Source organism: Bradyrhizobium sp. S3.12.5, from assembly GCF_040548225.1.
In the GTDB taxonomy this organism is placed as follows: Bacteria; Pseudomonadota; Alphaproteobacteria; order Rhizobiales; family Xanthobacteraceae; genus Bradyrhizobium; species Bradyrhizobium cytisi.
This window is the reverse complement of the sequence record NZ_JBEPRF010000037.1, coordinates 1-12710: the sequence shown is the minus strand read 5'-3', so window position 1 is coordinate 12710 and position 12710 is coordinate 1. Positions and strand designations below refer to the sequence as shown.

The window sequence follows — 12710 nt, the reverse complement described above, 5'->3', positions numbered from 1 at the left end:
TTTGGGCGCATGTTCCGAGATCGACGGTCTCAAAAAATGGATGAATTTTCAGGAAATTAAATGGCGCGCCATTCGGAATAAAACCAAGAACTCATATATGTTATTGAGATTGCGCTATAATCTCGTTAAGTGCCCCACGGAATATTCATGCGCAGACTGGCGATGCAATTCGAGCACCTGCTACCATGCGTGTCGCACCGTGCCTTTGCCTGCGTAGCTGCGGGTGCCCGCTCACCACGCATACCGTGCGACGCCCTTGCTGGTATAGCTTTGGGAAGCACTGGAGAATTCGCCTTCGAAAGTGGCGGCAAGCGAAAAGCCGCCGATCCATTTTATTTCGGCGGACGCGGTGGTCAGCGCTGCGTCGCCGGCCTGTCCGGCGCCATTGACGACGAATGACGCGCCCGGCAGCGTTTGAAACGTCGCGGCGATGGCGCGATCGGTGGTGAAGTCGTGTGCCCATGCGACGCGGCCGCGCAGCGTCAGGATGGCATCGGTCAGTGCATACGATTTGTCGGCACGAATACCAAGTTCGCTGCGGGGCGCGGTCGCGGTTTTCGCGCCGTAGGTCAACGCGAATGTGTTGGTGCCGCTGACAGCTTGCTCTGCATAAGCGGGCAATGCGTAAGTGGTGAATTGCCCGGCGGCATAGGGCGTGATCCCGACCGACGACGTCGCAAAGCGATAGCCGCCTTCCAAACGGCCCGAGAACGCGTTGGCGTTGAACTTCGCGTGCAACTGATCCGCGCCGGCAACGGAGACAGTCCGGTCAGTTGTGACATTCTGCCAGCCATAGGCCAAGGCAGCGACCATGTAGGCCGGACCCATCGTGTGACGAACGAATGAGCCGGCTTGGAACAGATCGGAGTGACCCCTGCCCCCATTCGAGACACTGAAATTGGTGCCGCCGCCAGCTAAGGCAAAGCCGGCCAGCGTCGACGGCGAGAGCAGATAGTCGGCACCCGCAGCCATGCCGTAAACACGGCCGGTCGCGCCGCTCGAGCCGAGCGCGGCATCGCCATTGGTGGTTCGGGAGCCACCGAAACCAGCACCCCAAACGCTCCAACGCCGATCAAAGCTGGCCGCCGGCGGCGCTTGGCCGGGCATCATCGCAAAAGCGGGCGACGCACCGGACGCGCGGGTTTCGTCAGCGAATTGCGGGGGCGCCGATGGCCCAACCACTTCGCCGCGCCTTCCCATAGTCGGATCGGTCATCGCCCCCAGAAACAGACCCATCGCATCAAATGTCGTCTGTTGCGAGCCGGCGGCCAATTCGCCGGAGACCTGCGTCAGGCCGGCTGGCGTCAGCGACCCGAACACGGCCGGAATGCCGCCGGTCGTATTGAAGAAGTTTGTCAGCGAATTGGCGACGTTCTGCTGATTGATGCTGAGACCGCTATATTGCAATGCGAGGTCTAGATTGAGATAGGCGTTGTTTGCGTCGTAGCTCAAGCTCGACCTGAAACCGGACGGCAGGTTGGTATTTACCACCACCGAACCGAACGTGCCGCTGACGCCGCCGGTAGCGTTCAGGATTGTGTACTGTTTAACGACGTAACTACCCGGAGCAAACGACGCATTCACCGTGGCGCCGCCGAGCGTCGCCGTGCCCGTAACATTTGTGAGGTCAGCCGCCGTCGGCGAGACCTCCACAAGGTAGTGTGCAGCCGAGGTGAACGCGAGGCTGCCCTGCACGGTCAGCGTGCCGATCGAATTGCCGGGCGACAGCGTGCCACCATTGATGGTGGTGTTGCCGACTGTGCCGGTGCCGCCGAGGACGCCGCTGCCCGACACCGTAACGGCAGAGCCGGCGAGCGAACCGTTCACGGCCAGCCGGCCGCCCGTGACGTTGGTGGCGCCGGTGAACCCGCTGGAATCGGCGGTGAGGATCGTGGTGCCGGCGACCTGGTTGATCGTGCCGTTGCCGCCAATGACCGGCGTAAAGTCATAGCCCGCGCTGGTGTGATTGAAGTTGATGCTACCGGCACCCAACCCAAATCCGACGGTTGGGGTGTTCAACGTTCCGGGCGCGGCGGCGGCGCTAGCCGCATCGGCTCCGATGTTGAGTGTGCCGACCGACCCGGCCGAGGCTGCGATAGCCATGCCGCTTGGCGCCGATATGGCGCCGCCATTTGAAACCGTGAGCGCGCCGCTGCCACCGAAGCCGACAAAGACGCCACCGGTACTCGTCCAGATCGAATTGGCACCGGTAACCGTCATAGTCCCGGCCCCGCCGGCCGCAACACCTAAATAACCGTCGCCCGTGATGACGGTGCCCCCGTTCGAAATCGTCATCGCGCCCGTGCCGCCAACGCCGACGAACAGAAAAGCGGGCGTCGTCCACGACGACCCAGTGCCGTCGACCGTCACGGTGCCGCTCGATCCCGCGGCTTGGCCCAGGATACCGGCGCCGTTGCTGCTGCTCATCGCGCCGCCATTCGAAACCAGAAGCGAGCCGGTGCCGTTTGCACCAATGGTCAAATCGAAAGCGCCGAAAGACCAGGCTGAACCGGCGCCCGTCACCGTGACCGCGCCTTGGGCACCGGCGAGGTTGCCGATCGCACCGCCGCTACTGACGAGCGATGAATTGCTCGCGACCGTCAACGTGCCGGTGCCGGTAAAGCCGACGTTGACCGCCCCCGCTGTCGATACTCCAGAATGACCGGTGAGGCTCACGGTGCCGGTGCCGCCGGCAACGCCAATGAGGACGCCGGCGGCCGTCGCCTGGCCTTGGTTCGAAAGAGCCAACGTGCCGGTCCCCTGAGTGCCAACGGTCAGGGTTGAAGTATTGGTCCAGGTAGAGCCCAGACCATCCACCGTCACCGTGCCGACGCCGCCGGTATTCTGACCAACTACGCCGTTTGCATCGCTGACCGCGCCGCCGCTCAAGATCTGAAGCGAGGCGGTGCCGAAGTTTCCGATCACGACCTGGTTGCCGATTCCTGTTGTGGTCAAGATCGAGCCTGTTCCTGCCACGGTCACCGTGCCAGTCGAACCGGCCTGATCGCCGGCCGTGACGCTTGCGGCGCTGACGGCGCCGCCGTTGGATACGGTCAGCGTGCCAGTGCTCGAGCTGCCGATCGTAACACCCTGGTTGTTGGTCCAGGTCGATCCCGCGCCGTCAACCGTGACAGTGCCATTACCGCCGGCAAAATTACCGATCATACCAATATTGCTGATGACCTTCGCGCCATTCGAGACCGTCAACGCGCCAGTGCCAGATTGGCCGACGTTGAGAGCCCCGCTGGTCGACAATGCCGAATTGAGATCGGTGACGTTGACCGTACCTGTGCCATCCGCGACACCAATGTAGGCCGTGACGGCGGTGACCTGGCCTTGGTTCGAAATCGTCAGCGTTCCGGTCGATTGAAGTTCACCAATTCCGAGAATTGCGCTGTTCGTCCAGGCCGAACCCAGACCATCCACGGTCACCACTCCGGTGCCGGCAACATTGCTACCAACGAAACCGGACGCATCGCTGACGACGCCGCCGTTCAAAATCTGAAGCGTACCTGTGCCCAGGTTACCAATCACGACCTGACTGCCGGCACCCACTGCGGTGAGAGTCGATCCCGATCCCGTCACGGTCACCGCGCCAGTGGCTGCGGAGGTGTTGCCGGCCGCGACACCGAAAGCGCTGAGGACACCACCACCCGATATCGTAAGAGCGCCGGTCGCCACTTGACCTACAATAACGCTGTTGCCGGCGGCGCCTGCTGCGCCGATCACCGTCGGATTGGGTGCGATCGTGTCGATGACAACCGTAGTTGCGGCCGTCGGCACCGTGTTCGCGCTCCAGTTGCTGCTCGCAAACCAGTCGGTGGATGTCGCGCCGGTCCATGTCTGGGCCTGCGCCGGCGATGCGAGTGGCAGGCCAGCAAGTGCCGTTCCAGCCAGCAGCAATGCGGCGAACCGTCGCGCGTGCTGCTGCAGATGGAAGCGGGGGCAGCTGGGGAGCGATGTCGTCATGGCAAAAAGACTTTCAAATGAACGCCGACGGATGCCGAGGAAAGTAGGCGGGCAAACCGTAGCGGGCCGACTCGGCACGGCGCTTGGTCTGAATGACGTGATGAGTTGGGCTAGACGGCAAAGTCGGCCATCGCCGAGCCAATGTTGCTGATCGGCAACTGTACTGACTTGGTCATCCGACCCGCGCCACGTGACGGACACCTAACGGCTAGACCAGGGAAATGCTCTCAGCCCGCGGCATCGTCGGGCCGGCGGCCCGCAGCGCGTATATCGGATGGGGTCGCACGGTAACGCCGCCGAAACGCATGATTGAAATAGGACAGATCCCCGAACCCCGCTTCGAAGGCGATGGTGCTGATCATGTAGCCGGCAAAGCGCGGATCAACGAGGCAACGATGGACCCTGGCGAGGCGCTGACCCAGCACGAAATCGGTGAACGTCGTCTCCTCGCTCTGGAAGAGCGTCCTGATGTAGCGTGGCGATATACCGTGCCGCGAGGCAAGGGCTTCGATCGACAGATCGTGCCGGGTGAGATTGGCAAGGATATCGGCCTGGACCGCGAGCAGCCGTGCGGCGCGAACGCCGCGCCCCTTGGCAACTTCGGTGGCATCCCTTGTTGCTCCAAGTGCCAGCGCCACGAGATCCTGCACGTGCGAACTTGTCACCGCCTGCAATTCCAACGACATGGAACTAAACTCGCGTTGCAGTAACCTGACGTAGCTGGTCAAAAGCCGAAGCGCCTCGTTGTCACGCGAGATAAGCTGCATCAGGACATCGTCTATATTTGCAACGACCTGCGTGAGGACGGTTCGCGACATGGCAATCGTGAGAAAATCGATCGACGAGTTGTAAAGCGCGCCTCCGGGCGCAGCGTTCGACCACAGAACAGCTTCCGACTTCTGAAACGAAACCTCTCGTTTTCCTTGATGCGTAACGGCTTGTCCGCTGAGAAGAATGCCGAGCACAAGGTCGTCGCTACCGTCGGCGGCGAGGGCCCGCGTCCGGGCAATCCGGTTGGGAGAACTGGAAACCGATGCGACCGTCAGGTTCGGCATTGCATAGATCTGAGCTTCGCTTCGAAACGGCCCACTGCCGATCGACTCCATTTCCATCTTGACGACGGTGCGCCCAAAAACTTCCCGCCACACCGAAAGCCGATCGCGCTCTGGCAACTCGTCGGTCGAAAAGCGGAAGAATCCCGCACCCTCCTGCACAGCAGCCCCTCCGGCCGCCTCTTTAGCGACATCGAGACAAGGTACCGAGAAGAAGCAGACGGCCGCTTGGGCTGGATGACATATCGTCTTGGGCTGTGAGGAACAGCCGAACTCAACTGTCAGCCTGTGGTTGGCTTAGTCGGCGGCGTTCCGCCATCCATCGTTGCGCCGGGCTGCGGCCCGTATGTCGGATGGGGTCGCTCCATAGCGTCGGCGAAAGCGGTGATTGAAATAGGAAAGATCGCCAAAACCAGTTTCGAACGCAATCGCACTAATCAGACGATCGCCGTATCGCGGATCGACCAGGAGCGCATGGGCTCGGGCCAGCCTTTGGCTCAGCACGAAATCTGTGAAGGTCGTCTCCTCGCTCTGAAAGAGCGAACGGATATAGCGCGGAGAAAGACCATGGCGCGCGGCGATCGCGTCAAGCGAAAGCCAGCTTGAGGCGGCGTTCGCGGCCGCGTCCGCCTTGATTGCCTGCAGACGCGCAATTCGCACCCCGCGACCGGTCGCGATCTCAGCAGCGTCCCGGGTGGCGCCCAAGGCGAGAGCTGCGAGGTCATGGATGTGGTCGGCCGCGCTCCGCTGCAGAACGGAGGGCGATCGCGTCAGTTCGCTACCGACAATCTGCAGGTAAGACGTCAGCAGCCGCAATGCCGGATTGTTCACTGACATCGGCCGCAGGAGGAAATCGTCAGCATCCGCAAGCTGCGGAGCAAGCCTCTTACGCTCGAAACGAAGGTTGATGAGTTGCGTACGCGTATGCCCGGCAAAGCTTCCCGGCGCGTCGTTCGTCGTCAAGATCGCCTGGCCATTGCTGATAGTCGCTTGTCTGCCACGTTGCCCGGCCGTACCGACGCCCTCCTGCAGAATGACGAAAACAAGATCATCGTTGTCGATCAATGCACGGGTGAGCCGATTGCGCATGGGAGAGAGAGAACCGGATGCCATGCCGAGCCCCGGCAATGCCTGCAATGTCATGTCGACATCGAATTCGGTACCACGCTCGGGCTCGATCTCGATCTTGAGAAGCTTTCGCCCGAAGACTTCGCGAAATGCCTCCAACCGCTGCGCGGCCGGCAATGCACCGGTGGCAATTCGAAGACTATCCATCCGATCCCCAAAGGAAGCGTTCCAGCGATCAATAAGCAAATAGCTTGCCGCTGATCCCGCAGCGGGGGAATTGTCGGATAGACCCGGTTCAACCCAAGCACGATGCTAGACGACTTCTTTCTTGCTAGATCGTCGCCTGGATTCTGTACACAGGGATGAAGGCCGGTAATGTCGCGTACGCGCTGCGGCTACTCAGGTGATTGTGGACCGGATTGAAGTAGCCGATGACGCGATACGTATCATCGGCGACAAGGCGGCCTTCATATAGGCGATCGCTGGCCGAGGGTAGCGGCAGGGGCCGTTCACAGTTTTGTACCGAAATGGCGCGCCCGGAACGATTCGAACGTCCGACCCTCAGATTCGTAGTCTGATGCTCTATCCAGCTGAGCTACGGGCGCGTGTTTCGCAAACAAGTGTGCGGGCTGGGCCCGCACGCAGCCTCCAGCGAGCGCCGGAGGGGTGCGAAAGAGCGCTCTGACTAACCGCTCTTGCCCCGGTTGGCAAGGTCCGGGATGGGGAGATTTTCGCGTATTTTCACACCTCTTACTGTCATTCCGGGGCGCGACGAAGTCGCGAGCCCGGAATCCATAACCACCAGCCTGGGTTATGGATTCCGGGCCCGGCCCTTTGGGCCGTCCCGGAATGACAGAAGACTATCGGCCGCTGGCCGATCAGGCCCGCGCCCGCTCGTTGCGGATGGAGAGGAGTTCCACGGGGCGGTCGGGGATGACGATCCGGAAGGTGGCCCCGATGGTGCCTTCGACCAGATGGATGTCGCCGCCATGGGCGCGGACGAGCTCGGCGGCAATGGCGAGGCCGAGCCCGCTGCCGCCGGGGCGGCCGGAGGTCTGGAACGCCTCGAACAGATGCTCCCGGGTCCTCTGGGGCACGCCCGGGCCGGTATCTGAGACCTCCAGGATGGCGACCGCGCCCTCGCGCTTGCCGGTGATCCGGATCTGTTGCGGGCCGCCGTCGCCGGAGGAATGGCTCTCCAGCGCCTGGGCGGCGTTGCGCACGAGGTTGAGCAGCACGCGAAACAGCTGGTCGGGATCGGCATCGACCGCGAGCCCGCGCTCGATCGCGGCGACCCAGGCAATCGAGACGTCGTTGGCAAGACCCGCGGTCTCGCGCACCTCGACGACCACAGGCTCGATCAGCATCATGCGGCGGTCGGGCGCGGCCTCCTGGGCGCGGCCGTAGGACAGCGTCGACTGGCAGAAGGCGATGGCGCGCTCGAGCGAACGCACGAGCTTTGGCGCAAAACGCTGCACCCGCGGATCGGGCACGCTGGCGAGCTGGTCCGACAGCAGCTGCGCCGAGGCCAGCAGATTGCGCAAATCGTGGTTGATCTTGGAGACGGCGAGGCCAAGCGCGGCGAGCCGGCTCTTCTGATGCAGCATCGACATCAGGTCGCGCTGCATGTCCGACAACTCGCGCTCGGCGACGCCGATCTCGTCGCTGCGCTGGCTCGGCACGATGATCCGCGCCGAGCTTTCGGGGTTCTCGTGGAAGCCGACCAGGCTCGCGGTCAGCCGCCGCATCGGCCGCACGAAGAGATAATGGAGCGCGAGATAGACGAGGCCCGCGGTCAGGACGCCGATGATCAGTGCGACCACCACGACGTTGCGGGAGAAGCGGTACATCGACTGCCGCAGCGGCAGATCGTCGGTCACGATCTCGATGAACTGGGCGTTGCCGACGCCGGGGCCGACGACGCGGATCGGCTGGTTGCCGGTCTCCAGCATCATCTGGAACGAGCCGGTGATGGCCTGCCACACCGTCATGTCGCGCAGGTCGATGTCGTGCTCGATCGTGGCGGGCAGATTGTCACTGGCGAGCAGGCGGCGCTGCTGGCCCATCTTGATCGCGACCCCGCGCGCATTGATGCTCTTGAGGATTTCCCGCGACAGCGAATCCGGCACCATGCCGAGCGGCGCGGCATCGAGCACCAGCGCCGCCGTGTTGGCCGCGGCGACGCGGTCGTTGAGCCGGTTGACCCAGAAGTTGGCGATCGCCGGCACATAGAGCAGGACGGCCGCGATCATCACCAGGGGGACGGTCAGCAGCAACAGCTTGCCGGACAGGCCAAGCCCATCCGGTCCGCGGGATCGCGTCACCGGCTGATCCGCTGGCCGATCCGGATCCTGGTCCCTAACTCGATCCAGATCTTGGGTCTGTTGGGTCGGCTGCTGGAGGTCTGTCGCTATCACGAAATTCGCCCCTGCTGGCCTTCTGATAGAGCTCGACTGATGGAGGATGCGACCCGCCCCCCGGGGAGGTCAAATTACAGATCGCTAATCTGCCAAGGTCGGATGTAGGCGCTGATACCGCTACTCGCCACCTCATGGGTTAAAAACCCCAAGGAAACAGCGATATTCACCGGAACTGTGCGGTCCTGCGACGTTGACGAAAACAAGACGCTCCCTTATAAGCCGGCCAAATTGTCCGCGATGGCCCGGTGCGACACCGGGAGCGGCTCTTCTGGGGCCGGAAATGGCTCATTTTGGGCCGCATCTTCCGGACTTTATCATCAATTCTACAGGCAAATTGCCCGGTCAGCGGAGAAAAACCCGTGAAGCGGACTTATCAACCCAGCAAACTGGTGCGCAAGCGCCGCCACGGCTTCCGGGCCCGTCTCGCGACCGCCGGCGGTCGCAAGGTTCTGGCCGCGCGCCGCGCTCGCGGCCGCAAGCGTCTGAGCGCCTGAGCCGGACCCCCTTTTTGGGATTTCATTATGGATCGGCTGAGGCAGCGGGCGGATTTCCTCGCCGTTGCCAATGGCGCGCGGGTGAATAGTCCCGCGTTCGTCCTGCAAAGCCGTGGTCGCGACGACTCTGGCCCGATCCGGATCGGCTTCACCGTTACCAAAAAGAACGGCAACGCCCCCGAGCGCAATCGCATCCGGCGCCGGCTTCGCGAACTGGTGAAGCGGCTCGATCCGGTGTCGATGCAACCCCATCATGATTACGTGCTGGTCGGCCGCAGAGACGCGCTCTCGCGCGACTTCACGACCATGCTCGACGATCTGCGCATAGCGTTCACGAAGCCCGCGCGGCATACGGCCAAAGGACCTAACAAGGGACAGGTAACGGGACGCGGGCCAAAGCCTGATCCAAGCCTTGATCCAAGCCCTGATCCAAGCTCTGGCCCAGCCGCCAGCCGCAAACCGGATTGATGACGAGACCACAGTGATGACTGACAATCGCAATACCATCCTCGCCGTCATTCTCTCCGGCCTGGTGCTGATCGCCTGGCAATATTTCTACAACGTGCCGGCAATGGAGAAGCAGCGCGCCCAGCAACAGACGCAGGCCGAGCTCCAGAAGACCGCGCCGCAGCCGACGGCGTCTGCAACGCCGGGCGCCACGCCGCAATCAGGCAGCGCGCCTGCGCCGACCACCGCGCCGGGCGCGAACCAGCAGGCCCAGCCGGCCGTCAGCCGCGACGCCGCGATTGCCGCGAGCCCGCGCGTCAAGATCGATACGCCGCGCCTCGCCGGCAGCATCTCGCTGAAGGGCGGCCGCATCGACGACCTCGCGCTGCTGCAGTTCCGCGAGACCGTCGACCCGAAATCGCCGCCGATCATTCTCTATTCGCCTTCCGGCACGGCAGAGCCCTATTACGCCGAGTTCGGCTGGGTGGCGGCAACAGGCGTGACGTCGAAGATGCCTGATGCCCAGACCGTCTGGCAGCAGGAGGGCAGCGGCAGCCTGACGCCGAATTCGCCGGCGGTGCTGAAGTGGGATAATGGCGAAGGCCTCACCTTCCGCCGCACCATCTCGGTCGACGATCACTATCTCTTCACCATCAAGGACGACGTGAGCAATGTCGGCAACGCGCCGGTCACGCTCTATCCGTTCGCGCTGATCTCGCGCCACGGCACGCCGCAGGTGTCGGGCTATTACATCCTGCACGAAGGCCTGATCGGCTATCTCGATGGCCTGCAGGAATACGCCTACAAGAAGATCGACGAAGCCAAGTCGGTGAGCTTCAAGGCCACCAATGGCTGGCTCGGCATGACCGACAAGTACTGGGCCTCGGCGCTGTTGCCCGACACCAGCGCACAGCTTCAGGCGCGGTTCTCCTCGAACCTCAACGGCAACGTCCATACTTACCAGACCGACTATCTGCTCGATCCCGTCACCGTCGCGATCGGCGGCACGACGACGGCGAACGCACGGCTGTTCGCCGGTGCCAAGGAAGCCGGCGTGGTCGGCGTGTTCCCGTTCGCAGGGCTCGGCGGCTACAACAAGGAGCTCGGGCTGAACCATTTCGATCTGTTGATCGACTGGGGCTGGTTCTACTTCATCACCAAGCCGATGTTCCTCGGCCTCGACTTCTTCTACCGCTTCTTCGGCAATTTCGGCATCTCGATCCTGCTCGTGACCGTGATCGTGAAGCTCTTGTTCTTCCCGCTGGCGAACAAGTCCTACGCCTCGATGGCAAAGATGAAGTCGGTCCAGCCGCAGCTTCAGGCACTGAAGGAGCGCTATCCCGACGACAAGGTGAAGCAGCAGCAGGAGATGATGGAGATCTACCGCAAGGAGAAGATCAATCCGGTCGCCGGCTGTCTTCCCGTGGTGATCCAGATCCCGGTGTTCTTCTCGCTCTACAAGGTGCTGTTCGTCACCATCGAGATGCGGCACGCGCCGTTCTTCGGCTGGATCAAGGACCTCTCCGCGCCCGACCCGACCAATCTGTTCACGCTGTTCGGGCTGATCCCGTTCGATCCGACCACGCTGCCGGTGTTCGGCCACTATCTCGCGCTCGGGATCTGGCCGATCATCATGGGCATCACGATGTGGTTCCAGATGAAGCTGAACCCGACGCCGCCGGATCCGACGCAGCAGCTCATCTTCAACTGGATGCCGCTGATCTTCACCTTCATGCTGGCCGGCTTCCCGGCGGGCCTCGTGATCTACTGGGCCTGGAACAACACGCTCTCCGTGCTCCAGCAGAGTTTCATCATGCGCCGCAACGGCGTGAAGGTGGAGCTGTTCGACAATCTCAAGGCGACGTTCGCGAGGAAGGCGACGTAGTCGTCGTCATTGCCGGGCGCAAATGCCTCCACATCGTCATGCCCGGGCTTGTCCCGGGCATCCACGTTTTGGAGGGTACTGTGTGGATGGACGTGGATGGCCGGGACAAGCCCGGCCATGACGAAGGGTGAGGCTTTCGCATGACCGACGACAAAGATGCGAAGCTGATCGAGGCCGGGCGAAAGCTGTTCGCCCGCGACTGGCAGTTCATCTGGGCCTCGCCCTCGATTCAAACGCTGCCGCCGATGGCGGGGCTGGAGATCGCCTTTGCGGGCCGCTCCAATGTCGGCAAGTCGAGCCTGATCAACGCGCTTACGGGGCGCAACGCGCTGGCGCGCACCTCGCATACGCCGGGCCGTACCCAGGAGCTGATCTTCTTCGAGGTCCCCGGGAAAACCGACCTGCGCCTGGTCGACATGCCAGGCTATGGCTATGCCAAGGCACCGAAGAGCCAGGTCGCGTCCTGGACCGAGCTGATCCACAAATTCCTGCTCGGACGCACCTCGCTCGCGCGCGTCTACGTGCTGGTCGATGCCCGCCACGGGCTGAAGGACGTCGATCTTGAAGTCCTTGGGACGCTCGACCGCTCGGCCGTCAGCTACCAGATCGTGCTGACCAAGGCCGACCAGGTGAAGGCCTCCGAGCTTCAGACGCGCATCGCCGAGACCGAGGCCGCGGTGGCCAAGCATCCGGCCGCGTTCCCGAACGTGCTCGCGACGTCTTCACGCGAATCGGCCGGCATGGCCGAGCTGCGCGCCGCGATGGCAAAGCTCTTGGAAGAGCGGACCAAGTGACGGCTCGTCTGCTGATCGCCCTTGCCGGATTGATGGGCGCCGCCGGCGTCGCGCTGGCCGCCGCCTCCGCCCACGGCGCCGACGCCAGCCGGCTTGCCTCCGCCAGCGCCATGCTGCTGTTTCATGCAACGGCCATATTGGCCTGCGTCGCCCTGCTCGCGCGCGGCCTTCTGCACGGCGGAATTGGCCTGATCGCCGCGACCGGCTTCGTGATCGGCGCCGCGCTGTTCGCCGGCGACCTCACTGTGCTGCAATATGCCGGCCATTCGCTGTTTCCATTCGCGGCGCCGACCGGCGGAACGCTGATGATCTTGAGCTGGCTGGCGGTGACGCTGGCGGCGGTGGTGGCGACGCGGGAATAGTGGTTCTTCCTTCTCCCCTTGTGGGAGAAGGTGGCGCGAAGCGCCGGATGAGGGGTCTGCCTCCGCGGATAGAGACCCCTCACCCGTCTCGCCGCTATCGCGGCGATCCACCCTCTCCCACAAGGGGCTATGGGATGCCCGAAAGTGATTCCCCGGAGTTTATGGATGTGATTCAAGGCCTTTCGACCTGTCTGGGACGGAGGGCCTGCGATGTCTTTT

Annotated in this window: 9 protein-coding genes and 1 tRNA gene; 5 read left to right on the top strand and 5 right to left on the bottom strand. The window is 63.0% G+C overall.

Annotated features, from left to right (window positions below):
* Positions 1-231 precede the first annotated feature (231 nt).
* The 5 genes from ABIC09_RS35345 to ABIC09_RS35325 all read right to left on the bottom strand — a co-directional run bounded on the left by ABIC09_RS35345 (position 232) and on the right by ABIC09_RS35325 (position 8413).
* Complete coding sequence (locus tag ABIC09_RS35345; protein ID WP_354112132.1) at positions 232-3969, bottom strand: autotransporter domain-containing protein; 3738 nt, start codon at positions 3967-3969, stop codon at positions 232-234.
* Between the two features lie 227 nt (positions 3970-4196).
* On the bottom strand, positions 4197-5183 hold the full coding sequence (locus ABIC09_RS35340) for an AraC family transcriptional regulator (RefSeq protein WP_354112131.1): 987 nt from the start codon (positions 5181-5183) through the stop codon (positions 4197-4199).
* A 135-nt stretch (positions 5184-5318) separates the two neighbouring features.
* The gene (locus ABIC09_RS35335; protein WP_354112130.1) at positions 5319-6296 is read right to left on the bottom strand and encodes an AraC family transcriptional regulator; all 978 of its coding nucleotides are present in this window, start codon (positions 6294-6296) and stop codon (positions 5319-5321) included.
* A gap of 321 nt (positions 6297-6617) precedes the next feature.
* A tRNA-Arg gene (locus ABIC09_RS35330) sits at positions 6618-6694 on the bottom strand.
* 273 nt (positions 6695-6967) lie between these two features.
* Complete coding sequence (locus tag ABIC09_RS35325; RefSeq protein WP_187434683.1) at positions 6968-8413, bottom strand: sensor histidine kinase; 1446 nt, start codon at positions 8411-8413, stop codon at positions 6968-6970.
* A 455-nt stretch (positions 8414-8868) separates the two neighbouring features.
* Between ABIC09_RS35325 and rpmH the strand changes: the two genes are divergently transcribed.
* From rpmH to ABIC09_RS35300, 5 genes are all read left to right on the top strand, one after another.
* The gene (gene rpmH, locus ABIC09_RS35320) at positions 8869-9003 is read left to right on the top strand and encodes a 50S ribosomal protein L34 (protein WP_008542748.1); all 135 of its coding nucleotides are present in this window, start codon (positions 8869-8871) and stop codon (positions 9001-9003) included.
* A 27-nt stretch (positions 9004-9030) separates the two neighbouring features.
* Positions 9031-9471 (top strand): ribonuclease P protein component, encoded by a 441-nt coding sequence (gene rnpA / locus ABIC09_RS35315; protein ID WP_354112129.1) that lies wholly within the window; start codon positions 9031-9033, stop codon positions 9469-9471.
* A 16-nt stretch (positions 9472-9487) separates the two neighbouring features.
* Positions 9488-11335 (top strand): membrane protein insertase YidC, encoded by a 1848-nt coding sequence (yidC, locus tag ABIC09_RS35310; protein WP_354035759.1) that lies wholly within the window; start codon positions 9488-9490, stop codon positions 11333-11335.
* Positions 11336-11475: 140 nt separating this feature from the next.
* Positions 11476-12129, top strand: coding sequence for a ribosome biogenesis GTP-binding protein YihA/YsxC (gene yihA, locus ABIC09_RS35305; RefSeq protein ID WP_354112128.1), 654 nt, complete (start codon positions 11476-11478; stop codon positions 12127-12129).
* A gap of 32 nt (positions 12130-12161) precedes the next feature.
* Complete coding sequence (locus ABIC09_RS35300; RefSeq protein WP_354035848.1) at positions 12162-12491, top strand: DUF423 domain-containing protein; 330 nt, start codon at positions 12162-12164, stop codon at positions 12489-12491.
* Positions 12492-12710: the final 219 nt, after the last annotated feature.

Excerpts from the sequence above, each read along its gene's own strand:
- ABIC09_RS35345 (WP_354112132.1), bottom strand. The coding sequence starts at position 3,969 with ATGACGACATCGCTCCCCAGCTGCCCCCGCTTCCATCTGCAGCAGCAC.
- ABIC09_RS35335 (WP_354112130.1), bottom strand. The coding sequence starts at position 6,296 with ATGGATAGTCTTCGAATTGCCACCGGTGCATTGCCGGCCGCGCAGCGG.
- rnpA (WP_354112129.1), top strand. The coding sequence starts at position 9,031 with ATGGATCGGCTGAGGCAGCGGGCGGATTTCCTCGCCGTTGCCAATGGC.
- yidC (WP_354035759.1), top strand. The coding sequence starts at position 9,488 with ATGACTGACAATCGCAATACCATCCTCGCCGTCATTCTCTCCGGCCTG.
- yihA (WP_354112128.1), top strand. The coding sequence starts at position 11,476 with ATGACCGACGACAAAGATGCGAAGCTGATCGAGGCCGGGCGAAAGCTG.
- ABIC09_RS35300 (WP_354035848.1), top strand. The coding sequence starts at position 12,162 with ATGGGCGCCGCCGGCGTCGCGCTGGCCGCCGCCTCCGCCCACGGCGCC.